Origin of the sequence: Nocardioides sp., from assembly GCF_047602075.1 — a bacterium.
GTDB lineage: Bacteria > Actinomycetota > Actinomycetes > Propionibacteriales > Nocardioidaceae > Nocardioides.
In genome coordinates this window covers 2,408,151-2,434,071 of sequence record NZ_JASGIF010000001.1, presented here as the reverse complement: position 1 = coordinate 2,434,071, position 25,921 = coordinate 2,408,151, and the positions used below count along the sequence as shown (strand labels likewise).

The 25,921-nt window shown below is 69.8% G+C and carries 25 protein-coding genes and 1 tRNA gene; 13 read left to right on the top strand and 13 right to left on the bottom strand.

From position 1 onward, the window contains the following. The first annotated feature begins 2 nt into the window (after nucleotides 1-2). The 3 genes from QM714_RS12280 to QM714_RS12270 are packed head-to-tail and all read left to right on the top strand — an operon-like array spanning nucleotide 3 to nucleotide 2,637. Entirely contained in the window at nucleotides 3-758 is a 756-nt protein-coding gene (locus tag QM714_RS12280) for a glutamine amidotransferase (protein WP_415100809.1), read from the top strand. Beyond that, nucleotides 755-1,735 (top strand): nucleoside hydrolase, encoded by a 981-nt coding sequence (locus QM714_RS12275; protein ID WP_415100807.1) that lies wholly within the window; start codon nucleotides 755-757, stop codon nucleotides 1,733-1,735. The genes QM714_RS12280 and QM714_RS12275 overlap by 4 nt, the downstream gene beginning before the upstream one ends. Beyond that, complete coding sequence (locus QM714_RS12270) at nucleotides 1,732-2,637, top strand: ribokinase (RefSeq protein ID WP_415100805.1); 906 nt, start codon at nucleotides 1,732-1,734, stop codon at nucleotides 2,635-2,637. Before QM714_RS12275 ends, QM714_RS12270 begins: the two co-directional genes overlap by 4 nt. Before the next feature lie 18 nt (nucleotides 2,638-2,655). Here QM714_RS12270 and QM714_RS12265 read toward each other — a convergent pair whose 3' ends face one another. After that, the gene (locus QM714_RS12265) at nucleotides 2,656-3,810 is read right to left on the bottom strand and encodes a M20 metallopeptidase family protein (protein WP_415100803.1); all 1,155 of its coding nucleotides are present in this window, start codon (nucleotides 3,808-3,810) and stop codon (nucleotides 2,656-2,658) included. A gap of 147 nt (nucleotides 3,811-3,957) precedes the next feature. Between QM714_RS12265 and thpR the strand changes: the two genes are divergently transcribed. Next, nucleotides 3,958-4,503, top strand: a complete 546-nt coding sequence (gene thpR / locus QM714_RS12260) for an RNA 2',3'-cyclic phosphodiesterase (protein WP_415100801.1) — start codon at nucleotides 3,958-3,960, stop codon at nucleotides 4,501-4,503. Here the strand turns inward: thpR and pntB are convergent. From pntB to upp, 4 genes are all read right to left on the bottom strand, one after another. Next, the gene (gene pntB, locus QM714_RS12255) at nucleotides 4,464-5,924 is read right to left on the bottom strand and encodes a Re/Si-specific NAD(P)(+) transhydrogenase subunit beta (RefSeq protein ID WP_415101086.1); all 1,461 of its coding nucleotides are present in this window, start codon (nucleotides 5,922-5,924) and stop codon (nucleotides 4,464-4,466) included. The genes thpR and pntB overlap by 40 nt on opposite strands. A 51-nt stretch (nucleotides 5,925-5,975) precedes the next feature. Then, entirely contained in the window at nucleotides 5,976-7,502 is a 1,527-nt protein-coding gene (locus QM714_RS12250; protein WP_415100799.1) for a Re/Si-specific NAD(P)(+) transhydrogenase subunit alpha, read from the bottom strand. Nucleotides 7,503-7,682: 180 nt separating this feature from the next. Next, a complete protein-coding gene (locus tag QM714_RS12245) occupies nucleotides 7,683-8,951 on the bottom strand; it encodes an aminotransferase (protein ID WP_415100797.1) in 1,269 nt (422 codons plus the stop codon). Nucleotides 8,952-8,971: 20 nt separating this feature from the next. Next, entirely contained in the window at nucleotides 8,972-9,625 is a 654-nt protein-coding gene (upp, locus tag QM714_RS12240) for a uracil phosphoribosyltransferase (protein ID WP_415100795.1), read from the bottom strand. Nucleotides 9,626-9,793: 168 nt separating this feature from the next. Here upp and QM714_RS12235 point away from each other — a divergent pair, with 168 nt between their 5' ends. From QM714_RS12235 to QM714_RS12215, 5 genes are all read left to right on the top strand, one after another. Continuing rightward, nucleotides 9,794-10,282: a tRNA adenosine deaminase-associated protein gene (locus QM714_RS12235; protein ID WP_415100793.1), complete on the top strand. Its 489-nt coding sequence runs from the start codon at nucleotides 9,794-9,796 to the stop codon at nucleotides 10,280-10,282. Nucleotides 10,283-10,341: 59 nt separating this feature from the next. Then, a complete protein-coding gene (tadA, locus tag QM714_RS12230) occupies nucleotides 10,342-10,839 on the top strand; it encodes a tRNA adenosine(34) deaminase TadA (protein ID WP_415101084.1) in 498 nt (165 codons plus the stop codon). A gap of 76 nt (nucleotides 10,840-10,915) precedes the next feature. After that, nucleotides 10,916-11,005, top strand: a tRNA-Ser gene (locus tag QM714_RS12225). 333 nt (nucleotides 11,006-11,338) lie between these two features. Then, entirely contained in the window at nucleotides 11,339-11,641 is a 303-nt protein-coding gene (locus QM714_RS12220; protein ID WP_415100791.1) for a hypothetical protein, read from the top strand. A gap of 38 nt (nucleotides 11,642-11,679) precedes the next feature. Then, nucleotides 11,680-13,395, top strand: a complete 1,716-nt coding sequence (locus QM714_RS12215; protein WP_415100789.1) for a cation:proton antiporter — start codon at nucleotides 11,680-11,682, stop codon at nucleotides 13,393-13,395. 63 nt (nucleotides 13,396-13,458) lie between these two features. On the opposite strand, the gene QM714_RS12210 is transcribed toward QM714_RS12215, so the two are convergent. Both QM714_RS12210 and QM714_RS12205 read right to left on the bottom strand, forming a co-directional pair. Then, nucleotides 13,459-14,229, bottom strand: coding sequence for a PASTA domain-containing protein (locus QM714_RS12210; RefSeq protein ID WP_415100787.1), 771 nt, complete (start codon nucleotides 14,227-14,229; stop codon nucleotides 13,459-13,461). 214 nt (nucleotides 14,230-14,443) lie between these two features. Beyond that, complete coding sequence (locus tag QM714_RS12205) at nucleotides 14,444-14,878, bottom strand: pyridoxamine 5'-phosphate oxidase family protein (RefSeq protein WP_415100785.1); 435 nt, start codon at nucleotides 14,876-14,878, stop codon at nucleotides 14,444-14,446. A 100-nt stretch (nucleotides 14,879-14,978) separates the two neighbouring features. Here QM714_RS12205 and QM714_RS12200 point away from each other — a divergent pair, with 100 nt between their 5' ends. Beyond that, nucleotides 14,979-15,887 (top strand): AAA family ATPase, encoded by a 909-nt coding sequence (locus QM714_RS12200; RefSeq protein ID WP_415100783.1) that lies wholly within the window; start codon nucleotides 14,979-14,981, stop codon nucleotides 15,885-15,887. Further along, nucleotides 15,887-17,284, top strand: a complete 1,398-nt coding sequence (locus QM714_RS12195) for a vWA domain-containing protein (RefSeq protein ID WP_415100781.1) — start codon at nucleotides 15,887-15,889, stop codon at nucleotides 17,282-17,284. The genes QM714_RS12200 and QM714_RS12195 overlap by 1 nt, the downstream gene beginning before the upstream one ends. A 17-nt stretch (nucleotides 17,285-17,301) precedes the next feature. Here QM714_RS12195 and QM714_RS12190 read toward each other — a convergent pair whose 3' ends face one another. From QM714_RS12190 to QM714_RS12175, 4 genes are all read right to left on the bottom strand, one after another. Beyond that, nucleotides 17,302-18,810 carry a hypothetical protein gene (locus QM714_RS12190; RefSeq protein WP_415100779.1) on the bottom strand — a complete coding sequence of 503 codons (1,509 nt, stop codon included), beginning with the start codon at nucleotides 18,808-18,810 and terminating at the stop codon, nucleotides 17,302-17,304. Nucleotides 18,811-18,960: 150 nt separating this feature from the next. Further along, on the bottom strand, nucleotides 18,961-19,719 hold the full coding sequence (locus QM714_RS12185) for a hypothetical protein (protein WP_415100777.1): 759 nt from the start codon (nucleotides 19,717-19,719) through the stop codon (nucleotides 18,961-18,963). A gap of 4 nt (nucleotides 19,720-19,723) precedes the next feature. After that, nucleotides 19,724-20,173, bottom strand: coding sequence for a WXG100 family type VII secretion target (locus QM714_RS12180; protein WP_415100775.1), 450 nt, complete (start codon nucleotides 20,171-20,173; stop codon nucleotides 19,724-19,726). A gap of 71 nt (nucleotides 20,174-20,244) precedes the next feature. Next, nucleotides 20,245-21,423: a pyridoxal phosphate-dependent aminotransferase gene (locus tag QM714_RS12175; protein ID WP_415100773.1), complete on the bottom strand. Its 1,179-nt coding sequence runs from the start codon at nucleotides 21,421-21,423 to the stop codon at nucleotides 20,245-20,247. Between the two features lie 153 nt (nucleotides 21,424-21,576). Here QM714_RS12175 and QM714_RS12170 point away from each other — a divergent pair, with 153 nt between their 5' ends. Next, entirely contained in the window at nucleotides 21,577-23,091 is a 1,515-nt protein-coding gene (locus QM714_RS12170; protein WP_415100771.1) for a potassium/proton antiporter, read from the top strand. A gap of 147 nt (nucleotides 23,092-23,238) precedes the next feature. On the opposite strand, the gene QM714_RS12165 is transcribed toward QM714_RS12170, so the two are convergent. Both QM714_RS12165 and QM714_RS12160 read right to left on the bottom strand, forming a co-directional pair. Continuing rightward, nucleotides 23,239-23,757 carry a LytR C-terminal domain-containing protein gene (locus QM714_RS12165; RefSeq protein WP_415100769.1) on the bottom strand — a complete coding sequence of 173 codons (519 nt, stop codon included), beginning with the start codon at nucleotides 23,755-23,757 and terminating at the stop codon, nucleotides 23,239-23,241. Then, nucleotides 23,757-24,053, bottom strand: coding sequence for a type II toxin-antitoxin system VapB family antitoxin (locus QM714_RS12160; RefSeq protein ID WP_415100767.1), 297 nt, complete (start codon nucleotides 24,051-24,053; stop codon nucleotides 23,757-23,759). Before QM714_RS12160 ends, QM714_RS12165 begins: the two co-directional genes overlap by 1 nt. Before the next feature lie 41 nt (nucleotides 24,054-24,094). On the opposite strand from QM714_RS12160, the gene QM714_RS12155 reads away from it, so the two are divergent. Further along, nucleotides 24,095-25,891 carry a helicase HerA-like domain-containing protein gene (locus QM714_RS12155; protein WP_415100765.1) on the top strand — a complete coding sequence of 599 codons (1,797 nt, stop codon included), beginning with the start codon at nucleotides 24,095-24,097 and terminating at the stop codon, nucleotides 25,889-25,891. Nucleotides 25,892-25,921: the final 30 nt, after the last annotated feature.

Below are 25,921 nucleotides of genomic sequence, written 5' to 3'. Positions count from 1 at the left end.
CGATGACCCGAGTACTCCTCGCCGGCGAGAGCTGGATCTCGACCGCCACCCATGTGAAGGGCTTCGACGAGTTCTCCAGCACGACGTTCCACACCGGTGCCGACGCGTTCATCGCAGCCGCCGCCGAGCACGAGATCACCGTCGAGCAGATGTATGCCCACGACGTTCCCGAGAGCTTCCCGCGCGATCTGGAGGGCCTCGCGGCGTACGACGTCGTGATCCTCTCCGACATCGGCTACAACTCCTTCGTGCTGCCGCAGCAGACCTGGCTCGGCGGCCAGCGCAGCGGCAACCCACTGCGTGCTCTGGTCGACTGGACCCGCAACGGTGGCGGCCTGATGATGGCCGGTGGCTACCTCAGCTTCCAGGGCTTCCAGGCCCGCGCCAACTTCGCACGCAGCCCACTGGCTGACGTGCTGCCCGTGACCATGATCGAGTCCGACGACCGAGTCGAGGCACCGGAGGGCGCACCGGTCGCGCTCGTCGACGCCGCACACGAGATCGCCACGGGCTGGCCGACCGGGGCGCCGGACCTGCTGGGCTACAACTACGTCGAGGCCAAGCCGGAGGCGCAGGTGATCGCCACCGTCGGTGATGACGTGCTGATCGCTGCCGCCGAGGTGGGCGAGGGTCGGTCACTGGTGTGGACCTCCGACATTGGGCCGCACTGGTGCCCCGAGGAGTTCCTGGCCTGGGACGGCTTCTCCGTCGCGGTCGGCGGCATGCTGCGCTGGCTGGCCGGCGGAGCAGCTCGGTGACAGACCCCGCGTCGCACCGGCAGATCCCGGTGCTGCTGGACTGCGACCCCGGTCATGACGATGCCGTGGCGATCCTGCTTGCCCTGGGCTCGCCGCAGGTCCGCCTGCTCGGCATCAGCAGCTGCTTCGGCAACTGCTCGGTCGAGGACGCCACCCGCAACATCCAGCGCGTGCTAGCGCTTGCCGGACACGCCGAGATCCCGGTCGCGACGGGGGCGGCCGGGCCACTGCTCGGCGATGCCGCACTGGGCAACTACGTCCACGGCGCCAGCGGGCTCGACGGACCGCCACTGCCGGATCCCGCAGCAGACGTGGTTGCCGAGGACGCTGTGGGGTTCCTCCGGCGGATGCTGGTCGAGTCCGACAGTCCGGTCACCGTGGTCGTGACCGGTCCGATGACCAACGTCGGTCGGTTGCTGCGCGACCACCCGGAGGTGGCGCCCCGGATCGCCGAGGTCGTCTTCATGGGCGGCTCGACCGAGCGCGGGAACCACACGCCCACCGCGGAGTTCAACACCTACGCCGATCCCGACGCGTTGGACCTGGTGCTCCGTGCCGACGTCCCGGTGCGAATGGTGGGCCTCAACCTCACCCACCAGGCACTCGCGACACCGGACGTCGTCAAGCAGATGTTGGCCGTGCCCGGCGTGATCGGCCAGACCTGCGCGGCATGGATGGGCTTCTTCGGTGACTCCTACGAGCGGCTGTGGGAGTTCTCCTCGCCGCCTGTGCACGATCCGTGCACCATCGCGGCGCTGCTGGATCCCGACGTCATCGAGTGGCGGGAAGCGTTCGTCGCCGTCGAGCTCGACGGCCGCTGGACGAGGGGGACAACCGTCGTCGACCTCCATCGCCGCTATCCCGACCAGTCGCCGAATGTGCGGGTAGCGATGCGACTCGAGGTGGATCGCTACTGGGATCTCGTCCTCGCCGCGCTCGAACGCCTGAGCGATCGCTTGGCCGGAGCGGACCGATGAGCGCCGCCACCGTGTGTGTCGTCGGCTCACTCAACGAAGACACCAGTCTGCGGGTTTCGGCTCTGCCGCTCCCGGGGGAGACGGTGCTGGCCTCCGGGCGCACGCTGGCGCCCGGCGGCAAGGGCGCCAACCAGGCCGCGGCCGCCGCGGTCCTCGGCGGCCAGGTGGCGATGGTCGGCGCAGTCGGGGCCGACGAGCCGGGTGCGCGATCACTCGCCGCGCTGGCCGAGAGAGGCGTCGACATCAGCGCCGTGCAACGGTACGACGAGGCGGCCAGCGGTATCGCGATCGTCGTCGTCGACGAGTCGGGAGAGAACCACATCGTGGTCGACCCCGGCGCCAACGCGATGCTGGCGCCGACTGACGTCGGTGCGGCGGTGCGCGAGCTAGAGCCCGGCCTGGTGCTCGTCCAGTTGGAAGTGCCGATCCCTTCGGTGGCGAGTGCCTGCAAGGCTGGTCGTGCCGTGGGCGCCACCGTCGTGCTCAACCCGGCGCCGATGCCCGAGGACCCCTCCGGCGTGCTGGAGTTCCTCGGCGATGTCGACGTGCTGGTTCCGAACTGCGCCGAGTTGGGTCGGTTGGCGCGGCGCGACATCGAGCCGAAGACTCTGACGGAGGTCGCCGCCTGCGTGGAGGAGTTGGACTTCTCCGGAGTGGTCGTGGTGACGATGGGCTCGCACGGTGCCTACGTCACGGGTCCGGATGTCGAGTCGCGGCACGTGTCCGCCGAGGCCGTCGACACCGTCGATACCAGTGGCGCTGGTGACGTCTTCTCGGGCTGTCTGGCGGTCCGGCTTGCCGCAGGCGCCGCACTCTCCGACGCCGTTGCCGCGGCCAACCACGCCGCCGCGGTCAGCACGACGGTGCACGGTGCGCAGGTGCCGGTCGGCTTCACCGTGTGAGGCGATCCTGAGGGGTCGTCAGCCGGAGGTCAGCCCATCGGCGGCGAGGAGGTGCAGGCCCGCGCCGATCGCCAGCACCGAGTCGTCGAAGACCGCGTCGGCGGCGTGGTTGAAGGAGCGGTGGCCGGGAACCTGAGCACCCAGATAGACCATCGTCCCCGGCCAGCGCTGGAGGAAGTAGGCGTAGTCCTCGATCACCATCGAGGCGTGCTCCATGGCTTGGGTCTGCACCGGTGCGTCGGCAAGGGCGGCGGCGAGCCGGTCGACGTACGCCGGGTTGTTGACGACAGCGGGATAGCCCTCGACTATCTCCACGCCCACCTCGAGGTCGCCATCGGAGGCAGCTTGCTGAGCGAGGGTGGCGAGCTGGTCGATCAGGGCGGTCCGCTGGCCAGCGCTGAGGGTGCGCAGGGTGCCACGGAGGGTGCCCTCGGTGGGGATGACGTTGACCGTGTTGCCCATCAGGCTCTCCGTCACGGTGGCGACCAGATGCTCGGTCCCGGCCAGCTCTGCCACCGCGGCACGCAGGCCGGTCACGAAGTCGGCTCCGGCGACGATCGGGTTGCCGGCCAGGTGTGGCTGACTGGCATGTGCGCCGGGTCCGGAGAACCGCACCCGGAACCAGTCACCCGCGGCCATGAACGTGCCGGACCGATGGAAGACGGTGCCCGCGGGCCAGGTCGCGTGGACATGGAGGGCGAAGGTCTCGGCGTCGTCGACCTCAAGACTGCGATGCGACGCCAGGGTGGGGACGGCGCCTCGGTCGGTCTCCTCTCCGGGCTGGAACACCACGACTGTGTCGTGCGTCGGAGGCTCGTCGACCAGGCAGGCCGCGGCGCCCAGGAGGATCGCCATGTGCAGGTCGTGACCACAGGCGTGCATGGCTCCGTCCCGCTCGGAGGCATGCGCCAAGCCGGTGTCTTCGTGCACGGGCAGGGCGTCCATGTCCGCCCGCAGCACGGTCGCCCGCCCGGGGCTGCGACCGCTGATCACCGCGCTCACTCCCGCCGCAGGGTGCACCTCGGAGCGTAGTCCCAGGTCGCTGAGTGCGGAGGCGATGTAGTCGTGGGTCTCGGGCAGCTCGAGACCGACTTCGGGCTGCTGGTGGAGGTGGTGGGCGTGTGCCTGCATCCAATCCTGTACGGCGGCGGCCTGCGCCCATCTGTCGACCATGACCTGACGCTATCGGGCCAGGAATACCCGTCTTAAGAGGTCCCGCTCGTAGGGCGGGACCTTTAACATCGTCGAGATGATCGACGACGCTCCCGCCCGCTGAGCACGATGCGGATGTTCGTGGCCGTCCGGCCACCGCCTGCAGCGGTGGAGGACTTGGACGAGTTCTTGGATGTGCGCCGCTCCGCGACGGCCAAGGGCGGTGACGCGCTGCGCTGGAGTCTGCCCGAGCAGCTGCACGTGACGCTGGCGTTTCTGGCCGAGGTGCCCGACCGGCGACTCGACGATCTCGAGGCGGGGCTGGAGCGGGCCGCACGCAAGCGGACAGCGTTCAGCACCCGGATCGCCGGCGGGGGCGCGTTCCCGAACGCGGCACGCGCGCGGGTGCTCTGGGCCGGCCTCGACCTCACCGACGACAGCCATGAGGAGCTGCGACGGCTGGCCACCGGAGCCCGGGCGTCGGCCAACCGGGCCGGGATCGCCGTGGACGGACAGCGCTTCCGCCCGCATATCACCGTGGCCCGGACCGGACGGCCCACCGAGGTGACCAGCTGGATGCGCTTGCTCGACTCGTACGCCGGTCCCGAGTGGCCCGCGCACGACATCGAACTGGTCGCCTCGCACCTCGGCGAGGGTCCGCGAGGACGACCGCGCTACGAGACGGTCGCGGCCTTCGCGCTCGACGTCCCCTGAGTCGACCCAGTGGGCAGCGCCTTGATGATGTCCTCGACACGCTCCTTGGCGTCACCGAAGAGCATCTGGGTGTTGTCGCGGAAGAAGAGCGGGTTCTGTACGCCGGCGTACCCCGTGGCCATAGACCGCTTGAAGACGATCACGTCGTGTGCCTTCCAGACCTCGAGCACGGGCATGCCCGCAATGGGGGAGTTGGGTTCCTCCAGCGCGGCGGGGTTGACGGTGTCGTTGGCGCCGATGACGAGCACGACGTCGGTCTCGGGGAGGTCGTCGTTGATCTCGTCCATCTCAAGCACGATGTCGTAGGGCACTTTCGCCTCGGCGAGCAGCACGTTCATATGTCCGGGCAGGCGCCCGGCGACGGGGTGGATGCCGAAGCGAACGTCGATCCCGCGGGCGCGGAGCTTGGCGGTGAGGTCGGCGACGGCGTACTGCGCCTGGGCGGTGGCCATCCCGTAGCCCGGGGTGATCACCACCGAGTGCGCGTTCGCCAGCAGTTCGGCGGCGGCCTCTGCGTTGATCTCTCGGTGCTCGCCGTAGTCGCGGTCCTCGCCGACCACACCGCCGTCGGAGCCGAATCCGCCGGCGATGACGGTGACGAAGGACCGGTTCATCGCCTTGCACATGATGTAGGACAAGATCGCACCGGAGGAGCCGACCAACGATCCGGTGATGATGAGCAGGTCGTTGTTGAGCATGAACCCGGCGGCTGCTGCCGCCCAGCCGGAGTAGCTGTTCAGCATCGAGACCACCACCGGCATGTCGCCGCCGCCGATGGCCGCAACCAGGTGGAAGCCGAGCAGCAGCGCCAGCACGGTCATCACCACCAGCGGAATGATGCCGCGATCGAAGCGACCGAACTCGGGCACGTCGACGACGAACCAGATCAGCAGCGCCAGGGACACCAGCAGGATCAGCAGGTTCAGCAGGTGGCGACCGGGCAGCATCAGCGGCGCGGACTTCATCTTCGCGCTCAGCTTGAGGTACGCCACGATCGACCCGGTCAGGGTGACCGCACCGATGAAGACTCCGAGGAACACCTCGACGCGGTGGATGGTCTCCATCGATCCGGTGTTGCCGACGCCGGGATCGAGGAAGGAGTTGTAGCCGACCAGCACCGCCGCCAGGCCGACGAAGCTGTGCAGCATCGCGATCAGCTCCGGCATGCCGGTCATCTCCACCGTCCGGGCTCGCCACGCGCCGATCGCCAGGCCGACCAGCATCGCCGCGGCGATCAGGCCCAGGGTGTAGGGCAGCCCGCGGAATCCGCCGTACATCGTCTGCTGGGCCGCCTTCAGCAAGGTCGCCACCAGCGCGATGGTCATCCCGGTCATCCCGAACGCGTTGCCGCGGCGGGCGGTCTCGTGCTTGGACAGGCCGGCGAGGGCGGTGATGAACAGCACCCCGGCGATGATGTACATGCCCGGGATCAGGGTGCCCAGGTGTGGGTTGTTCAAGAAGGCGTCCACGGGTCAGTCCTTCCGGAACATCTCGAGCATCCGCTTGGTGACCAGGAAGCCACCGAAGATGTTGATGCTGGCGACGAGGACGGCGAGCACGGCCAGGGTGGAGATGAGCGGATCCTCGTTGCCGACCTGGAGGATGCCGCCGACCAGGATGATTCCCGAGATCGCGTTGGTCTCACTCATCAGCGGAGTGTGCAGAGCGTGGTGCACGTTGGAGATCACGTAGTAGCCCACGAAGACCGCCAGCATGAACACGGTGAAGTGACCCAGGAACTCCGCGGGGGAGAACCAGGAGACCAGGGCGAACAGCACCGCCGCGAGGGCGCCGGCGAAGACGATCCGGCGCGGGTCGGGTGGGGGCTTGGTCGGCTGCTCAGCAGGCGCGGCGGCTGCGGGAGGCCGGGCCGCGGAGACCTGCACCGGCGGCGGTGGCCACATCAGCTCGCCGTCCTTGACCACGGTGATGCCGCGCTGGACCACGTCGTCCATGTCCAAGACGAGCTGCCCATCCTTGTCGGGCGTGAGCAGCTTGAGCAGGTTGACGACGTTGGTGCCGTAGAGCTGGGAGGTCTGCGCGGCCAACCGCCCCGCTAGGTCGGTGTAGCCGAGGATGATCACGCCGTTGTCGGTGACGACCTTCTCCCCGGCCACGGTGCCGGCTACGTTGCCCCCGTTGGCGGCGGCCATGTCCACCACCACGGAGCCGGTCCGCATCCCGGCCACCGTGTCGGCGGTGATCAGTTCCGGTGCCGGACGCCCCGGGATCAGCGCGGTAGTGATGACGATGTCGGCGGCCCGCGCCTCCTCGTCGTACATCGCGGCGGTCGCCTGCTTCTGAGCGTCGGTCATCTCCTTGGCGTAGCCGTCGGAGCTGACCTCCTGCTCCATCTCGACGGTGACGAACTGGGCGCCCATCGACTCGACCTGCTCGGCGACCTCGGGTCGCACGTCGAAGGCGCGCACGATTGCCCCCATCGCGCCCGCGGCGCCGATGGCGGCGAGTCCGGCGACGCCGGCACCGACCACGAACACTCGAGCCGGTGGGACCTTGCCGGCGGCGGTGACCTGACCGGTGAACTGGCGGCCGAACTCGTGGGCCGCCTCGATCACTGCGCGGTAGCCCGCCACGTTGGCCATCGAGGACAGCACGTCCATCGACTGCGCCCGCGAGATCCGCGGCACCGCGTCCATCGCCAACCCCGTCACGCCCGCGGCCTCGAGGCGCTGCAGCAGCTCGGGGCTGCGAGCCGGTGCCATCAGCGAGATCACCGTCGCGCCGGGGCGGAGTCGACTGATCTCCTCGTCACTGGGGGCGTTGACCTTGACCACGATGTCGCTGGACCACACCTCGTCACTGCTGCCGACGGGGATATCGGCGTCGGTGAAGCTGCGGTCCGGCTGAGCGGCCAGGTCGCCGGCGCCGGCCTGGACCACGACGTCGTACCCCAGCTTGTGCAGCTGCCCGGCGGTCTGCGCCGTCGCGGCCACCAGGGTCTCGCCCACCATCGATTCGCGGGGAATGCCGATCCTCACGGGGTGCCTCCTGAACGCACACGGGCGTGGCCCAGACGTTCGTGCTCGACGTCGGCGCGCGAGGCTTGCTGACGTCTGGTCGGGCAGTCGGGCCACGCACTGCTCAACGTACCGTCGGCCGGACAGGCCCGATCCACGGGGTCCCCGTCGGCCGGGCTCAGCCCCGGATCCAGCTCGGACCTATCCGGCGCGGGACTCCTCGGTGGCCAACCGGATGCAGGCGGCGAGCACCTCCATCGACGTGCGCACTTCCGCGAGGGGCGGCCGAGTGGGCGCGATCCGGATGTTGCGGTTGTCCGGGTCGTCGCCGCTGGGGTACGTCGCTCCCGCGGGCGTGATGCTCACTCCCGCGGCCGCCGCCAGCTCCACGACTCGCGCCGCGACGGGTGCAGTGGTGAAGAGGCTGATGAAGTAGCCGCCGTCGGGAGAGGCCCAGGTGGCGAACTCCCCGGTGTCGCCCAGCTTGGCGGTCAGCACGTCGTCGACGGCCGCGAACTTGGGGGCGATGATCGCGGCGTGGTCGCGCATCAGGCCGTCGAGCCCACCCGGATAGGTCTCCAAGAACCGCACGTGTCGGGCCTGCTCGATCTTGTTCGGCCCGATGCTCTGCGCCGACAGGTGCTTGGTCAGCCAGCCGATGTTGTCCACGCTCGACCCGACGAAGCCGAGGCCGGCTCCGGAGAAGGTGATCTTGCTCGTGCTGCCGAAGACGAACGCCCGATCTGGTTTGCCTGCTGCGGCCGACATGCCGACCAGATCGACAGTCTTCGCGGGCTGGCCGAGATGGTGGGCGCGGTAGGCGTCGTCGGCGAACACGGTGAAGTCGTCGGCCGCCGCATCGAGGTTGGCCAGCCGTTGGGCCTTGTCGACGCTGATCGTCTCGCCGCCCGGGTTGGAGTAGGTCGGCACGAAGAGCACGCCCTTGACCGAGGGGTCGCTGCCGGCGATCCGCTCGATCGCCGCGACGTCGGGTCCGTCGTCCTCCATCGCGACGGTGACCAACTCGAAGCCGAGGGTCTGCAGCAGCAGGAAGTGCCGGTCATAGCCGGGCACGGTCACGATGATCTTCGGCTGCTGGTGCACCCAGGGCCGCTCGGATCCCCGGACACCGTGCAGCAGCGCGAAGGTGAGCACCGTTCCCTGCAGCTCCAGGGAGGAGTTGTTCCAGACGACCGTCTGCTCCGGCTCCAGACCGAGATAGCGCCCGAACATCGCGCGCGCGCTCGGCAGACCGCCCTTGAGCTCGGCGGTGTAGTTGCGCAGGTCGATCCCGTCCATCGTCAGGTCGTCCGGGCCGAGCATGCTGACCAGGTCGTTGGAGAGGTCGAAGTCCTCGTCTGACGGCTGGCCGCGCTGCATGTTGAGCTTCAGGCCCTTGGCGCGGAATTCGTCGTACGCCGCCTGCGCGGCGGCGAGTGCGTCGGAAGGGGCGGGACTGTCGCTCGGCATGGGCCAAGCCTAACGAGTGGTCAGCCCAGCCAGCTCCCGGCGCTGCCGTAGAGCCGATCCCCGGCGTCGCCGAGCCCGGGCACGATGTAGCCCTTGTCGTTGAGGCGCTCGTCGATCGCGGCGGTCACGACCGTGATGGGGACCGAGATGCCGTCGACGCCCTGCTCGAGACGGGCGAGGCCCTCGGGGGCGGCGAGCAGGCAGATCGCGGTGATGTGGTCGGCGCCGCGGTCGGTGAGGAAGCGCAGCGCGGCCGCGAGGGTGCCACCGGTGGCGAGCATCGGGTCGAGGACGTAGCACTGCCGACCGGAGAGGTCGTCGGGGAGCCGCTCGGCGTAGGTGGACGCCTCCAGCGTCTCCTCGTTGCGGACCATGCCCAAGAAGCCCACCTCGGCGGTGGGGAGCATCCGAAGCATTCCCTCGAGCATGCCGAGTCCGGCGCGCAGGATGGGGACCACGAGCGGCTGCGGCATCGAGAGCCGCACTCCGGTGGTCGGCCCGACCGGCGTCCGGATGTCGACCGGCCCGACCCGGACCTCCCGAGTGGCTTCGTAGGAGAGCAGGGTGACCAGCTGGTCGGCAAGCCGCCGGAAGGTCGGGGTGTCGGTCCGCTCGTCGCGCAGTGCAGTCAGCTTGTGGGCGACGAGGGGATGGTCGACGACGAGGGTGCGCATGACCGACAACGTAGTGCAGTCGCCCTGGTGAGGGTGATCCCTGGAGAGGCCCACATCAATGGGGTTGGCCCACCGTGGTCGGTCTGTCACGCTGGTGACTGATGGCATCGGTCATCTCGCAGCAAACGGGGACGGAGCACGACAGGCGGAGTGGATCGAGGAGGCGCCGTGACAGCGGACCAGCTGGAGGGCATCGACTTCGCCCTGGCCGCCTACCGCGAAGAGGGCGTCTGGCAGGTCGAGGAGCTCGCCCCCGGCCATCTGGAGGACGTCGACGCCCTCGCCGCCGCACTTCGCCGTTTCCCGGGTGACTTCGGCGCTCTCGGGCTGGTGGCGATCGACGAGGACTTCTTCCTGATCGTCCGGGTGGCAGGCCCACAGGTGCGACTGCTCCTCTCCGACATCACGGCTGCTGACGAGTGGGAGGTGGCCCGCTCCGCCGTCGTACATCTCGGTCTGCCGCTGCCCGAGGAGGAGGACGACCAGCTCCCGGCCGGTGACCTCGACATCCTCGGCGACCTGGGCATGAGCGCGATGGACATGGGGGTCCTGCTCGACGACCTCGAGCTCTATCCGGACGAGATGCTGTCCGACATAGCCCGCCGGATGGGCTTCGGCCCGCTCTTCGACGAGGCGGTCGGGCTGGCTTCGGCTTGACCCGCCACGATCACGCCATGTCGTCGTACGACGCCAGCGCAGCGCGCTGGGAGGAGCCCATGCGGCTCGCGCTGGCCGAGGCCCAGGCCGCCCTCGCTACCACGGATGTGCCCGTCGGCGCCGTGGTCGTCGACCCGACTGGCCGGATCGTCGGCCGCGGTCGCAACACCCGCGAGGCTGACCGGGATCCGACCGGCCATGCCGAGATCGTCGCGCTGCGTGCCGCCGCTGGGGAGGTCGGCGAGTGGCGGCTGGAAGGCTGCACGCTGGTGGTCACGTTGGAGCCCTGCACGATGTGTGCCGGAGCCTTGGTCCAGGCCAGGATCGCGCGCCTGGTCTTCGGTGCTTACGACGACAAGGCGGGCGCGGTCGGCTCACTGTGGGACGTGGTCCGCGACCGCCGCCTCAACCACCGCCCCGAGGTCGTCGCCGGGGTCCTGGCCGCCGAGTCGACTGTGCTGCTGGAGGAGTTCTTCGCCGGTCAGCGCGCCGGCTCGACGGGTGAGCGCCCGGCTACTGGTGTGTACGACGCATATGCCGACCGTACGCACCAGTAGCCGGCCGTCGTCGACGGCCTGAGCGCCGCTCGGAGGGATTTCGGCGGGGACCGACCGCTCCGGTACCCTCGTCCGCGGTGGCGTGTCCGAGCGGCCTAAGGAGAACGCCTCGAAAGCGTTTGTGGGCGCAAGTCCACCGAGGGTTCAAATCCCTCCGCCACCGCCAAGTGACAAAGGTTGGAACCCTCGGCGGGCTTGCGCTCGCCGGGGGTTCTTTCTCGTCACCGGTTCGCCACAGTGATCCGTGACCACGGACGCCGTCGCCCCTGCCGACGCGCCACCCTCACTTTGTGCGACTGCTTCCGACGATTCGTGAATAGGGTCAGAATGTGAGAGCCCGGACGTGGGTGATTGCGGCTGTGGTGGCTGCGGTGCTGGGGGCCTTCGCCGGCTCTCGTGCGGAGAAGTACTTCTTCGAGATCGGGTCTGTTCCTCCGAGCCCTCGCTGCCGGTCGCCTTCGACAGCGTCTCGGCCGAGGAGAGCAAAGGCGTCGTCTCGATGGACTTGGCCGTCGACTGGGACGGCATGGAGAACGGGTCGGCCGCAGCGGGCGGGATCGGCCTGCTGCCGAAGGGGTTCAACCTTGAGCACGGCTCTGGCCAGGTCACACGTTGCGGCACTGAGCCCAACACGGCCCTTGCCGTCGTACTGACGAGAGCCGACCCCCGCAAGACGAGCTACGTCAGGAATCTGAACCTCGTCTACCGCGCTGACGGCCGGCGCCACTCTGTCGCCATCTCAAGACTCTTCGGGATCTGTGGGAAGGAGGAGCACTCCCCGCTGACCGACTGCAACAAGTGAACGCACACGTCACGCGGGCGACCACTAAACTCCGGGCAGTGGAACACCAGTTCGTGCTGATCGCCGGGGCGGCGCTGGCGATCATGATCGCCGCGTCGGTCTTCGCTCGGCGTACGGGTGTGGCGGCACCGCTGCTGCTCGTGGGCCTCGGCATCGGTGCCAGCTATCTGCCGGGCGCACCGACGGTCCATGTCGAGCCGGAGTTGATCCTGGCCGGCGTCTTGCCGCCACTGCTCTACTCCTCGGCGGTGAACCTCCCGGTGATCGACATCCGCCGCAACTTCTCCCTGATCACCTGGCTCTCGGTGGTGCTGGTGATCGTCTCGGCGCTGGTGATCGGGGTCGTGGTCCACTGGGTCTTCCCAGGCATCTCCTTCGCGCTGGCGGTGGCGTTGGGCGCCGTCGTCGCGCCGACCGATGCGGTCGCGGCGACCGCGATCGGGCGCCGCGTCGGGCTGCCACCACGGCTGATGGCGGTCCTGGAGGGCGAGAGCCTGGTCAACGATGCCTCGGCCCTGGTCGTGTTGCGTACGGCGGTCGCGGGCATCGCGGCGGCCAGTCACTTCTCGCTGGGGCACACCGTCGCCGACTTCGCCTGGGCCGTTGTTGGCGCCGCGGGAGTGGGCTTCGTTGCCGGACTCCTCACCGTGCGCCTTCGAGAACGACTCGACGATCCGGTGCTCAACACCACGATCTCCTTCGCAGTGCCCTTCGTCGCCTACTTCCCCGCTGAGGAGCTGCACGCCTCGGGCGTCCTCGCCGTCGTCGTCGCAGGTCTGGTCACCGGTGCGATGGGCAGCCGCCGGTTCAGCGCTCGGGACCGGCAGACCCAGTCAGTCACCTGGACGACGGTCAACTTCGTGTTGGAGAGCGGCGTCTTCTTGGCGATGGGCTACCAGCTGCCGGAGCTGGTCGATGCGGCACGGGTGGAGACCAACACGGGCGAGATCACGGGCCTGGTCCTCATTGTCGTCGGGCTGCTGATCGGGCTGCGCTTCCTGGGTCTGGCTTGGCCGGCAGTCATCTACCTGGTGGGTCGGGGCAACCGTGGGGAGCAGGTGCGGGAGCGCCTCGATCAGTTCGAGGAGAAGCTGGAGGCCTTCACCCCCACCGATGAGCGCGAGGAGTCCAGACTGGCCGGCGCGCGACAGCGGCTGGCGCGTGGCAAGGCTGACGTCGACTTCGAGGAGCGCGAGCCGATCACGATGCGCGGCTATGCCGCGATCGCCTGGGCCGGGATGCGTGGCGTCGTCACCGTGGCCGCCGCGCAGACGATCCCGGGAGGCACACCGCATCGAGCGACCGTCGTACTCGCTGCGTTCCTGGTTGCTCTGATCACGTTGGTGCTCTTCGGCCTCACGCTCCCGACGGTGATCACCCGACTCCAGTTCCGCGCCGAGAGCAAAGAGGAGAAGCAGAGCGCGTTCGAGGAGCTTCTACGTCAGGTCGGCGAAGCGGCGATCGATGAGCTCGGGCCGCTTGAGGAGCAGACCGTCGATGGCGAGCCGGTCGACCCGGAGCTGGTCGCGGTGATGAAGCAACAGATCCTGCCGCGCCTGCTCGCGGGTGTCCGGCGCGCGCGAGAGGCCAAGCCCGACACCCTCGAGCAGTCCCTGATCCTGCAACGCCGCTATCTCGACGCGATGCGTGAGGCGCTCGCAGTCGAGCGGAGCATCGGTGCCTACAGCTCGGGGACCTATCGGAAGGTGGAGTCGCTGCTCGACAGCTTCGAGCAGCGGATCGACACCGCGTAGCGTGCCGCGGCCAGCTCCGCGATGCCGAGAGTGTGGACGCCCGCACGCAGAGCGTCTGGATCACTAGGGCGAGCCGAGACGGAGCACGACGCCCCGGATCCGATCGTTGGTGCCGAGCACGAGCGTCACTCCCCACCAGTCCATGCAAGACATCGTGGTGTCCGACGGGGAGGTGAGGGTGATCGTCCGCAGTCCGGCCAGCTCCGACGGCCGGCCGAGACCCCCGCCGCCACAGCCGGGAGAGGCACCGCGGCGGAGCTCGAAGTAGCCGCCGCTCGCGGCGACGACATCCAGGGCAGAGAAGGGGCCGACCCTCTCGGCGTACGCCTCGTCCAATCTCCACGCGGCCAGATCGGTGAGCGCCGACCGATCGATGGTCGTCGAGGCGAGCCCGCCCTCGAGAGCCACCCAGACCTCGTCGGCGAAGAGGGTCGCCGGTGCCGGCTCGGCCGCGAACCTGTAGAAGTCCCGGGCCAGAGCGGCGTCGGGCCCGCGCAGCGGCCCCAGATCCCCGTCTTCGGGCTCGCATGGACCCCTGAAGACTTCGAGATCAAGCGCCGTGGTGCGCACCCGGATCGTGGTCGTCTTGCTCAGCTCGGTCCCGGGCTCGGGATGCTGTCGGGCAATCACGCCCGGCCGGACGCCGCACCTGACCGGAACCGGCCGTCCCCAGGCGGAGTCGAGGTCGAGCTCGCCGACCATCTCACCCGCCTCCAAGGCGGGGAGGCCGACCAGGTCGGGCATCAGCATCGGCTCGGGTGTTGAGCCCGACATCGAGGAGTCACCGGCCGGCTCGGGCTGGGCTGGACCGGCGCTGCAAGCGGTGAGCGCCATCATCAGCACCAAACACGCCGGGGCCACCCTCGAGGCGGCGAGGGTCGGCGCGGAGTCTCTGAGCACATCATGGTGACGGCTGACGAGCCCGACCGGTTGACACTGACCCAGCCCGACCAACGGCCATCAGGTCAGGACGGCGCCGTGCTGCGTTGGCGCGCGTGGAGAAGCATCGAGGCAGTGTTCCCCCACCCGTGACAAGCGAAACTGGGAGTCAGCGCTCCCGTTGCGTGGGCGGGCGGTTGTCGGTCGGGTCGCCGAGACGGCGACCGCTGATGCTGTCCCAACGGAGACGGACGTAGAGCGGGCGGGTGCCAGCGGCCCACGGATGGGGGTTCCAGTGCTCGACGATCTCGTCCAGCTCGTGGCCGGCGTCGATGCGAGTGCCGGGCCCGAAGACGACGACGCTCCAGCCGGCCTCACTCTCCTCGTCGATCTGGTCGACCTCCAGCGCCAGCCGCGTCTGCCAGGCATGGCTGCCGAGGACGCTGTAGGGCGTGGTCCGGAAGATCACCGAGTCTTCGGTCACGGTGAAGTTCACCGGGATGATCTGGGGCCCGTCGGGCATACACAGCGCCACCCGGCCGTACCTGCTGCCCCGGAGGAGCTCGAGGCACTTCTGCTCCGACAACACCGTCAGCTCGCTCATAACCACATCGTGCACCGTTTGCCGCCGCGACGGAACAGCGGGTCGCGGTAGGAGACCCGGCCCTGCCTGTCGACAGCCGTCGGGGACATATCCTCGCCGGGTGGCCACCTGGTTCTCCTCGCCTGCCGACGCTGCTGATCGGCTCGCCGCCGCCGGCTATCTGGCCGACGGCCCAGCGGCCACGACGGCGTACCTCGCCGGTTCCCTCGAGAAGCCGCTTCTGGTGGAGGGTCCGGCCGGTGTCGGGAAGACCGAGCTGGCGAAGGCCGTCGCCGCGGCGGCCGGCGCGGACCTGGTGCGGCTGCAGTGCTACGAAGGGCTCGACGAGGCCCGCGCGCTCTACGAGTGGAACTACAAGAAGCAGCTCCTGCGCATCCAGGCCAGCAGCGGCGAGGCGTCGTGGGAGCAAACCCACGACGACATCTTCACCGACGAGTTCTTGCTGACCCGCCCGCTGTTGACCGCGATCCGTCGCGAGGAGCCGACCGTGTTGCTCATCGACGAGGTCGACAAGACCGACATCGAGGTCGAGGGCCTGCTGCTCGAGGTGCTCTCGGACTTCCAGGTCACCATCCCCGAGCTCGGCACCGTGGCCGCCGCCCGCCGTCCGTTCGTGGTGCTCACCTCCAACGCGACCCGGGAGCTGTCCGAGGCGCTCAAGCGACGCTGCCTCTACCTCCATCTCGACTACCCCGACGCCGACCGCGAGCGGGCGATCGTGCTCGCCCAGGTGCCGGACCTCGACGAGGCGTTGGCCCGGCAGCTGGTCAGCATGGTCGGCCGGCTGCGTGAGCTGGAGCTGAAGAAGGCACCGTCGATCGCCGAGTCCCTCGACTGGGCACGCACCTTGCTCGCGCTGCAGATCGGCACCCTGGACGAAGCCGCCGTGGTCCGCACCCTCGGCGTGGTGCTCAAGCACGTCTCGGACCAGGAGCGCGCGGTGCGGGAGTTGCGGCTGCCGGATCTGGCTTCGCTCGCTGCAGAGCCGCCGAGTGCCGGTCGACCGTGATGACGGGTACGACGTCAGCCGGCGGCCTGCTCGATCGGCACCTCGCCTTCCTGCAGGCGCTGCGGTCGGCGGGTCTCCCAGTCTCGCTCGCCGAAGGTCTCGACGCGGTCGCCGCACTGAGTGCTGTCACCTGGTCGGATCGTGAGGTCGTGCGAGACGCCTACGCCGCGACCCTGGTGAAGAGGCAGTCGCAGCGGCCGACCTTCGAGGCGGTCTTCGACCTGCACTTCCCACGACTGGTCGGTGGAGGGGCCACAGCCACCGACCAACCGCCGGGTGACCAGAGCAAGGTCGTGGTGCGTGACGGACCCGAGTCCCTCGCCGCCCTCCGGGCCGACCTCGAGCACGCCCTGGCGGCCAACGACCAGGCTCAACTCCGTCGGCTGGCGACGGACGCGGTCGGCCGGTTCGGCGCGATGCGGGGCCGTGGGCCCGGGTTGTCGCGGTGGTCGGCCTACACCACCCTCCAACGGGTCTCGCCAGACTCGCTCGTCGAGCAGCTGCTGGCCGCCCTGCTCGCAGAGGGTCGCACCGAGGAGGAGGCCAGCCGGGTGGTGCGCGCACGGCTTGCCGACTTCACCAGGATGGTCGAGGAGGACGCGCACCGCCGGATCGCCGAGGACAAAGGACCCGACCACGCGACAGCGGCAACAGTGCGGCCGACCATCGACCGGATCGACTTCACCACCGCCCGACGAACCGACCTGGATCGGATGCGTCGCGAGATCTACCCGCTCGCCCGACGCCTGGCCACCCGGCTCACCCAGGAGCGACATGCGCGGGGCCGCGGGGCGCTGGACTTCCGGCGCACCGTCCGGGCCTCGATCTCCAGCGGGGGCGTGCCCCTCGTCACCCACCACAAGCCACGGCGCCCTCATCGCACCGAACTGGTGGTGCTCTGCGACGTGAGTGGCTCGGTCGCCAATTTCGCGCAGTTCACGCTGCTGCTGGTCTATGCGCTGCGCGACCAGTTCACCAAGGTGCGAGCGTTCACCTTCGTCGACCAGGTGCACGAGGTCACGGACCGGTTCCGCCCCGGTGCCGACGCCGCGGCCGTCCTCACGGACCTCGCCGCCTCGGCCGCGCAGGCGTCGACGTGGGGGCGGACCAACTACGGTCGCGCGTTCAGCACCTTCGTCGATCACTATCCCGACGCCGTCGGTCCGCGCTCCTCGCTGCTCATCCTCGGTGACGCGCGCTCCAACTACAGCGACCTGGCGTTGCCGGCGCTGCGCCAGCTGGCGAGCTCAGCCCGCCACTCCTGGTGGCTCAACCCCGAGCACCGACGGCACTGGGACACCGGCGACTCCGCCGCCGGCGAGTATGCCGCCATCGTCCCCATGGTCGAGTGCCGCAACCTCGCCCAGCTCGGCGAGTTCGTGCACGACCTGGTCTAGAGGGTCGGGCTCCGGGGTCAGGGGGAGCGGGTGATCTGGAAGACCTGGGACCGAGTCTCAGCGGCACCACCGGCCAAGAAGCCAGCAGCGCGGAGGCTGTCGAGTTGGTCGGTGAGAGCCGGGTCGGTGGAGGCGTCGACCGCGGCGGCTCCGCGGACGTAGTGGTGCAGGTCGTGCGTCCCCGCGGCTCCAGCCGGATCGGGATCGGTGAACTCGACCGTCACCCGGGTCGGCGTGTCGGGGTTGGGCTCGCCGTCCAGCAGCGGGACGAGGTCGCCGTGGTTCTCCAAGGACAGCACCGGCGTCGGGCCGGGGTCCATCGTCGCAACCGGCGATCCGACGGTGACCACCTGCGTGATGGAGAAGTCGTGGGCATGGTGGGCGAGCCAGACGCCTTCCATCCCACCTTCGGAGTGGCCGACGACCAGGACGGGGTCGTCGCGGTCGATGCCGGCATCGTGCATCGCCTGCACGATGCCGTCGCCGTAGGTGGTCTGGCCGCCGCTGAGCAGCACCAGGTCGGCCGGCAGGTCACGCACGTCGCTGCCCCGATGGCCCGGGAGGGTCGCCAGGTCGTCGGTGCCCGGCAGGTAGACGACGTGGTGGGTGATGCCGCTCAGGTCGACCCAACTCTGGATCTCGATGGTGCCGTTGTTGCCGAGATGGTGGTCGTCGGACCAGGTGTTCACCTCGTCGAGATGGGAGATCACCTCGGCCAGACTGGACGGCGCAGGCGAGGGACGACCCAGGTCTGGGCGCACCGACACGTCGGGTGAGCCGTCGTCGGGGAAGAAGGTCGCCAGCAGACCGGCGGCGTCCTCGGTGGTCGGCGACATCGGCCAGCTGCCACTGGGGATGCCGGGGGTGAGTCCGTCGACGAAGCCGTCGACCAACCCACCCGCGCCGTTGGCGAGATGCTGCACCTCGTCGGGATGCTCGGCGATCCAGTGCGCGATGTCGTCGCGCAGGTCCTCGGTCAACTCACCGCCCTCGTCGCGCACCCGTTGCTGGAGGGAGGGCGGCAGCAGGAGGTAGACCCCGACCAGACCGGCCACGGTCAACAGTGCGGGCGGCAGCCACACCGGCACGGTCACGGCACCCTCGATCACGAGGGTGCCCAGCGTGAAGCCGGCCGCCCGGCCCAGCGCGTAGTCCAAGGACTCCAGTGACGACCGCACCAGTTGATCGGCCTCCTCGAGACCGCGCACGGCGGCGCGGATCAGCAGCGCATCGGCCTCCCAACCCACCGAGTCGGTGAGCACGCCATCCGGACCGGTCGTCGCCAGCGCGACGGCGACCTCCGCCCGCCCGAACGTCAGCGGAGCCAGCACGGCCGACTCCAGCAGGTCGGCGTCGGCCAGTGCCCGCGCGCCGAGGCCGGCGCGGTGACGCAGGCGGTCGCCCACGGAGTCGTACGACGTCGCGAGGGCGCGGACGCGTGCGTAGGTGGCGGCGAGGCCGGTCGGGCCCCCGTGGACGGCGATCGGCAGCGTCGGAGCAGAGGGTCCGGGCGATGGCGGGATCATCGCGTCACCTCCCGACACAGAGCGAGGACCCGTCGGCCGAGGGCAGCCGGCTCGACGCGGGTCAGCGCGATGCGACGACGGCGCAACGGCACCATCTCCCGCCATCCGTCGCCGTGGAGCAGCCAGCTGAGCAGTCCAGAGTGGCCCGCATCAGGAGCCTCGACCCGGGCGAGCAGGCGACCAGAGAGTGATTCGTGCAGAAGCTTCAGCTGACGCTGGATCTCTGCGGCCTCGAAGCTCGCGACCGCTGGCCGTGACAGGGCCGTCGGCGAGGCGGATCAGCTCCGGGACCAGATCGTCGCGCCCGGCGCCGAGCGCCGTGAGCGCGGTGGTCAGCAGCTCCATCGGCCACTCGAGGCTGGCTGTCGGCTCGACCTGCGCCTCCCGACCAGAGGCGCACTCGGTGCGGGCGCCAGCTGCCGCGAAGGTGGTCAGCTGGTGCGGCCACCAGGCGAGGTGGCACCAGGCCAGCTCGCAGCCGGTTGCCGAGGCGCTGATCGAGGTGACGTCGCTGCCGACCAGCCGATGCCACGAGGAGAGCTGCGCGGGCACCCCGTCGGCCCGACGCATCGACAACGTCATGGTGGTGGTCAAGCCCGGCTCCGCGAAGCGGCGCAGTGCGCGGGCGACCTCGGCAGGCACCTGCCCGTCGACCAGGAGCGCGGCACTGGTCAGCTCGGCGACCACGTCCGCCGTGGTGGCCGAGCTCCTCTGCTGCCGTCGACTGCTGAGCCGGTCGGCCAGCGATGGTCGAGATCCCACCGGATCCCAGGGCAGCGGCACGGACAACCGCTCGGCGAGCTGCTCCAGAGCCGCTCGCGAGAGGGAGAAGCGGTGGGGCAAGCCGGCTGGGGTGAAGGCGTCCTGCAGGACCGGCTTCAGGATGGTCGTGGCCTCGGAGACGGTCACCCGGTCACCTGCCGAGGCCGGGAAGGTCGACCGACAACCAAGCGCGGGAGCCGGGCGGTGGTGGGACGAACCTGTCGAGGAGCTCGTCGACCGGATCGGGGCTGAGACCGGTGACGCCCTCGAGGACACGGCGACCGAGGTCGGCGAGGCGTTCACGCGCACCCGCGATGAGCCGGTGGGCCCGGCGCTCGATGGCCGCGATCAGCGCCTGGAGACGCTCCACCTCGTCGGCGTGCCGGTCGAGCGCCGTGGCCGCCTCGTCGTGTGCCCGAGCGGTCTGCCGCAGGCCCGCGGCGCGCCGGTCCACGTGTGCTCTCATCGCGTCCGCCGCCCAACCCTGCCAGGCGACCTGCTCCGCCTCGGCGACGAGCCGGTCCGCGTCGGCACGGATGTCGTCACCCTGCTCGCGCAGTTGGGTGGCCAGCCTGCGGATGGCCCTGGGATCGCCATACATCGCCTCCCCCGATCCGCGTCCCGGAGGGGACGCACGTGGGGAGGATGCCCCGGCCGGGCCGGGGTGAAACCTCAGCTTGCCAGGACTGTGGACAGCCGGGTCAGGCACTCCCGCACGTCCGCGGTGGCACCCGCGAAGCTGATCCTGACGAACCGCTGTCCGTCGACGGTGTCGAAGTCCACGCCCGGGGTGATCGCCACCCCCGTCGTGTCGAGCAGCCAGCGGGTCCAGGCCAGTGAGTCGTCGGTGAGGTGGCCGATGTCGGCGTACACATAGAACGCGCCGTCGGCCGGCGCCAGCCGGTCCAGCCCGAGCCCGGGCAGTTCGTCGAGCAGCAGGGCGCGGTTGCCGGCATACCGCACGACGTGCCCGTCCAGCTCGGCATAGGACCCGTCGGTGAAGGCGGCCAGGCTCGCCCGCTGGGCCAGGGTCGGTGGGCAGATGGTGAAGTTGCCGGTCAGGATGTCGACGGCCCGGCGCAGCCGCTCCGGCACCAGCATCCAGCCGATCCGCCAGCCGGTCATCGAGAAGTACTTCGAGAACGACGAGAACACCACGGCCTCCCGCGAGGTCTCCCACGCCGACCGGGCCAGCGGCGGGTGCCCGTCCAGCGGGGCGTACTCGATGCCGTGGTAGATCTCGTCGGAGATCAGCTGCACCCCGTTGTCCTCGCACCAGCGGGCGAGCGCCGCCAGCTCGTCGGGCAGCAGCATGGTCCCGGTCGGGTTGGCCGGGGAAGCGACGACCAGGCCGCGCAGGTTCGCGATCGTGGACACCTGGTCGACCGTGGGTTGGAACCTGGTGTCCGGTCCGGTCGGGATCTCCACCACCTCGCAGCCCAAAGCGGTCAGCACGTTGCGATAGCAGGGATAGCCCGGACGTGCCATCGCGACCCGGTCGCCGGCCTCGAAGGCAGCCAGGAAGGCCAGCAGGAAGCCGCCGGAGGAGCCGGTGGTGACGACGACGTCCTCGGCGTCGACGTCGAGCCCGTGCATCCGGTGGTGGTGCGCGGCGATCGCCTCCCGCAGGTCCGGGATCCCGACGGCGACCGAGTAGCCGAGCGCTTCGCCGGTGCCCAGGAGTCGGATCGCCTCCTCGCGCACCGCCCTGGGTGCGCCGGTCATCGGTTGGCCGGCGGCGAGGTTCACCAGGTCGCCATGGGTGCGTTGCCGCTCTGCCGCGCGGGCCAGCACATCCATGACATGGAACGGCGGCACGTTGGCGCGAGTGGCGACGGCAAGGCGGTCCATGAGCACATTGTGACGGCCCCGGACCGCCGCCCGGGGCGCCGTACCGACCACCTGGACCGGAGTCAGCGTCCACCAGACACCAGGCCGAGGCACGCCGGTCCCGTCGCTCGATACGATGGCCGCCAACGTCCGCCGAGCCGGAGGGACCCTAGGGTGCGACTCGACGCGAGCCAGCTCGACGACTTTCTGCTGACGGGGTCCGCTGTGACTCTGCTGGCCGTGGTCGCCGTGCGATGGACCTCACGCGCCGGCCTCCCCAGCCTGCTCATCTACCTCCTCATCGGCGTCGTGCTCGGGGAATCGGTGCTCGGCTTCCCGTTCGACAACGCCGACCTGGCGCACAGCCTCGGCTTCGCCGCCCTCGCGCTGATCCTGGCCGAGGGTGGTCTGACGACCTCCTGGAAGCGGATGCGGCCCTCGCTGCTGTTCGGGCTGACCCTCGCCACGGTCGGGGTGGGCGTGTCGGTGCTGGTGATCGCCGCGGCCGGACATTTCCTGCTGGGCATGCCATGGCAGCTGGCCGTCCTGCTCGGCGCGGTGACCTCGCCGACCGATGCTGCCGCGGTGTTCTCGGTGCTGCGCAAGGTCCCGCTCCCGGCTCGGCTCTCCTCGACCCTCGAGGCGGAGTCCGGTCTCAACGACGCACCCACGGTCGTCCTGGTCACCTTGATCTCCAGCGGAGCGTTGGACCAGCACGGCTTCATCGGGATCGGTGGACTGATGGCCGTGGAGCTGATCGGTGGTGGCGCACTCGGGTTGCTGGTCGGCTTCGGCGGTGCCTGGCTGATGCGTCGCGCCGCCCTGCCGGCGTCCGGTCTCTATCCGATCGCGGTGCTCGCCCTCTCGATGCTGTCGTACGCCGGCACGGCCGCGCTGCATCTCTCCGGATTCGCCGCGATCTATCTGACCGCCCTGGTGCTGGGCAACACTCACCTTCCCCACGGACCGGCGATCCGGTCCTTCGCCGAGGGCATCGCCTGGATGGCACAGATCGGCCTGTTCGTCATGCTCGGCATGCTGTCCTCCCCAGGCCGGATCGACGCGCAGATCATCGGCCAGGCGCTGATCGTGTCGGTGGTGTTGACCCTGGTCGCCAGACCCCTGTCCGTCGTGGTCAGCAACGTGGTCGGAAGGCTGTCCTGGCCGGAGGCTGCCTTCGTGTCGTGGGCCGGCCTGCGTGGTGCCGTGCCGGTTGTGCTGGCCTCGATCCCGTTGGCGGCGCGGTTCCCGGGCTCCGAGCGGCTCTTCGACCTGGTGTTCGTGCTCGTGGTCGCCCTGACTCTGCTCACCGCGCCCGCCCTCGGCACCGTGGCCCGAGCGCTGCGGGTGACCCTGCCATCCGAGCCGCGCGGTCTCGAGGTGGAGGCCGCGCCGCTGGACCGAGTGGCGGCGGACCTGCTGCAGGTGAGCATCAGCAAGGCGTCGCGGCTGCATGGTGTCGAGGTGGGCGAGCTCCGGCTGCCCATCGGCGCATCGGTGTCGATGATCATCCGTGACGGCCACACCATCGTGCCCGAGTGGCGCACCGTGCTCCGGCATGGTGACGACCTGCTCGTGGTCACCCCGCGCTCCGAGCGAGGCAAGACCGAGGAGCGGCTCCGGATCGTCTCCACCGGCGGTCGCCTCGCCGGCTGGCGTGGCAACGTCCGCGGAGACGAGGAGGGCTAGAGCCCGTCTGCCGCGGTCTTCGTGCGTCTTCCGCGGTCTTGTGGTGGCAAAGTGCCTCGTATTCCGGGTCCTCAGCCACCATAGGACCGCGGGAGATGGGTCAGAGCCAGCAGAGGCGACCAGCACCCCAGGGACAGCGTCCCGGGACTACACCCCCGTGTCGCGCGGGCTGCAGATCGTGGCGTCGCCGCGGGCGGCTACGAAGTCCCGGCCCTTCTTCAGGTCCTGGAACTGTTTGCCCACCACGACCACGACCCGTGAGCCCAGCTCGGGGTGCGCCACGATCCGGACCGCTCCGAACTGGCTGCGCACGAGCTGTGCGGCCGGGTTGGACACGTCCGCGGTCCAGACCTCGGCCAGGCGGACCTTCGCATCGTTGGGCGCGTTGCCGGTGTCGCCCTTGCCGAAGCCCCGCTCGACGAGTTTGTCCAGTGTCACGCTGGCGAGGCCGACCCGATCGCTGGCATTGAGCACACTCACCCAGACCTGGCTGGGGCGAACCTTGTCTCCCTCGGACACCGCCACCTCGACGCAGGGCGAGGTCTGGTCACTGCCGGACAGCTTGGGAAAGGGCTTGGTGAGCGCCCCCCAACCCCAGAGTGCCCCGACAGCGACCAAGGCGATCAGGCCGGCCAAGGTCAGGCCGTGCTTGAGATGATCCGGCATCAGTCCTCCGCGCTATAGACCCGGGCATGCAGCACGTGTCGCTGCTGCAACGCGGCCCGTAGGGCCCGGTGCACCCCGGTCTCGAGGTAGTAGTCCCCCCGCCACTCCACCACGTGCGCGAACAGGTCGCCGTAGAACGTCGAGTCCTCGGCCAACAGGGTGCCCAGGTGCAGGGTCTCCTGCGTGGTCACCAGCTGGTCGAGGCGGATCTGACGCGGTGGGATCTTCGCCCATGCGCGCGAGGACAACCCGTGGTCCGGGTAGGGGCGCCCCACGCCGATGCGCTTGAAGATCACGGCCGGAGTCTATCGGCGGCCAATCTGGTTACGCTTCGGCCATGACGCAGACGCCCGACCCCACGACGCCCGCCGAGCCCGCTGTGACCGAAGAGGCCGCGCCGGAAGGGCCAGTGGACCCGACAGCCTCGACCGACGAGACCCCGACCGACGAGGTCCCAACGGACGAGGCACCAGCCGACGAGGCCCCAACCGACGGGTCCCCAACGGACGAGAGCTCGGCCGAGGGGGAGGCTGCGTCGGCCGAGACCGCCGTACCCCCTCGGGATCCGATCGCGGCAGCGGTGGCGCCCGGTTACGCCTTCGAGGGTGCGGCGCTCGAGCTCGGTGGCCTGATGGTGGGGCCGGACGCGCTGACCGACGTCCACATCAAGATCCCGCTCGGCATGGTCAACCGGCACGGACTGGTCGCCGGCGCCACCGGCACCGGCAAGACCAAGACGCTGCAGCTGCTCGCCGAACAGCTCTGTGCCAACGGCGTGCCGGTCTTCGCCGCAGACATCAAGGGCGACCTCTCCGGGCTCTCCACACCCGGTGAGGAGAGCGAGAAGATCACCCAGCGCGCCGCGTCGGTGGGTCAGCAGTGGCAGGCGACCGGGTTCCCGGTGGAGTACTACGCACTCGGCGGCCAGGGCGCCGGCATCCCCCTGCGGGTCACGATGAGCGCCTTCGGCCCGATGCTGCTGTCGAAGGTCCTCGACCTCAACGACACCCAGGAGTCCAGTCTCGGCCTGATCTTCCACTACGCCGACAAGGCGGGGTTGCCGTTGCTGGATCTGCAGGACCTGCGGGCCGTGGTGGCCTACCTGACCTCCGAGGAGGGCAAGGCCGACCTGAAGTCGCTCGGGGGGCTGTCCAGCGCCACCGCCGGGGTGATCTTGCGGCAGCTGATCGCATTCTCCGGCCAAGGCGCCGATGCGTTCTTCGGCGAGCCGGAGTTCGAGACCTCCGACTTCCTCCAGACCACGCCCGACGGCAAGGGCCTGATCAGCCTGGTCGAGCTGCCGAACCTGCAGGACCGACCGGCGCTCTTCTCGACCTTCTTGATGTGGCTGCTGGCCGACCTGTTCCACGAGCTGCCCGAGGTCGGTGACGTCGACCAACCGAAGCTGGTCTTCTTCTTCGACGAGGCACACCTGCTCTTCCGCGACGCCTCCAAGGCATTCCTCGACCAGATCGCGCAGACCGTCCGACTGATCCGGTCCAAGGGCGTCGGGGTCTTCTTCGTGACCCAGAGCCCGACCGACGTGCCCGACGACGTGCTGGCCCAGCTCGGGTCACGGGTGCAGCACGCGCTGCGCGCCCACACCCCCAACGACGCCAAGGCGCTGAAGGCGACCGTCAACACCTATCCCAACTCCGCCTACGACGACCTCGGCAAGGTGATCACCGGACTGGGCATCGGGGAGGCGGTCATCACCGTGATGGACGAGCGCGGGGCACCCACCCCGGTCGCGTGGACCCGGCTGCGCGCCCCCGAGTCGTTGATGGGTCCCGCGGATGCCGCGGCGATGGAGGCCACCGTGAAGGCGAGCCCGCGCTACGCGGCGTACGCCACTCCGGTCGACCGCGACTCCGCCCGCGAGAAGCTCGCGGCCCGGCTCGAGGAGGGTGCGCGCAAGGCCGAGGAGGACGCGAAGCTCAAGGAGCAGCTGCGTCAGGAGAAGCTCGAGAAGGCCGAGGAGCGGAAGACCCAGACCAAGAGCACGACCAGTTCGGGCAAGAAGGACGACGGCGGCATCGTCTCCGACGTGGTCAACTCCGGCGCCTTCAAGGACTTCATGCGCACCGCCGCCCGCGAGATCGCCCGGGGGATGTTCGGCTCCGGCCGTCGCTGACCCGCGACCTGCCCGACGGGTGTCGGGTAC

What these genes read in the sequence shown, in the direction of transcription:
- QM714_RS12210 (WP_415100787.1), bottom strand. Translation starts at nt 14,229, where the DNA reads ATGGCGCTCACCGCTTGCAGCGCCGGTCCAGCCCAGCCCGAGCCGGCC.
- QM714_RS12195 (WP_415100781.1), top strand. Translation starts at nt 15,887, where the DNA reads ATGACGGGTACGACGTCAGCCGGCGGCCTGCTCGATCGGCACCTCGCC.
- QM714_RS12245 (WP_415100797.1), bottom strand. Translation starts at nt 8,951, where the DNA reads ATGCCGAGCGACAGTCCCGCCCCTTCCGACGCACTCGCCGCCGCGCAG.
- QM714_RS12220 (WP_415100791.1), top strand. Translation starts at nt 11,339, where the DNA reads ATGGACTTGGCCGTCGACTGGGACGGCATGGAGAACGGGTCGGCCGCA.
- QM714_RS12175 (WP_415100773.1), bottom strand. Translation starts at nt 21,423, where the DNA reads ATGGACCGCCTTGCCGTCGCCACTCGCGCCAACGTGCCGCCGTTCCAT.
- QM714_RS12190 (WP_415100779.1), bottom strand. Translation starts at nt 18,810, where the DNA reads ATGATCCCGCCATCGCCCGGACCCTCTGCTCCGACGCTGCCGATCGCC.
- upp (WP_415100795.1), bottom strand. Translation starts at nt 9,625, where the DNA reads ATGCGCACCCTCGTCGTCGACCATCCCCTCGTCGCCCACAAGCTGACT.
- QM714_RS12165 (WP_415100769.1), bottom strand. Translation starts at nt 23,757, where the DNA reads ATGCCGGATCATCTCAAGCACGGCCTGACCTTGGCCGGCCTGATCGCC.
- pntB (WP_415101086.1), bottom strand. Translation starts at nt 5,924, where the DNA reads ATGTACATCATCGCCGGGGTGCTGTTCATCACCGCCCTCGCCGGCCTG.
- QM714_RS12265 (WP_415100803.1), bottom strand. Translation starts at nt 3,810, where the DNA reads ATGGTCGACAGATGGGCGCAGGCCGCCGCCGTACAGGATTGGATGCAG.
- QM714_RS12205 (WP_415100785.1), bottom strand. Translation starts at nt 14,878, where the DNA reads ATGAGCGAGCTGACGGTGTTGTCGGAGCAGAAGTGCCTCGAGCTCCTC.
- QM714_RS12270 (WP_415100805.1), top strand. Translation starts at nt 1,732, where the DNA reads ATGAGCGCCGCCACCGTGTGTGTCGTCGGCTCACTCAACGAAGACACC.
- QM714_RS12155 (WP_415100765.1), top strand. Translation starts at nt 24,095, where the DNA reads ATGACGCAGACGCCCGACCCCACGACGCCCGCCGAGCCCGCTGTGACC.
- tadA (WP_415101084.1), top strand. Translation starts at nt 10,342, where the DNA reads ATGCGGCTCGCGCTGGCCGAGGCCCAGGCCGCCCTCGCTACCACGGAT.
- QM714_RS12180 (WP_415100775.1), bottom strand. Translation starts at nt 20,173, where the DNA reads ATGTATGGCGATCCCAGGGCCATCCGCAGGCTGGCCACCCAACTGCGC.
- QM714_RS12280 (WP_415100809.1), top strand. Translation starts at nt 3, where the DNA reads ATGACCCGAGTACTCCTCGCCGGCGAGAGCTGGATCTCGACCGCCACC.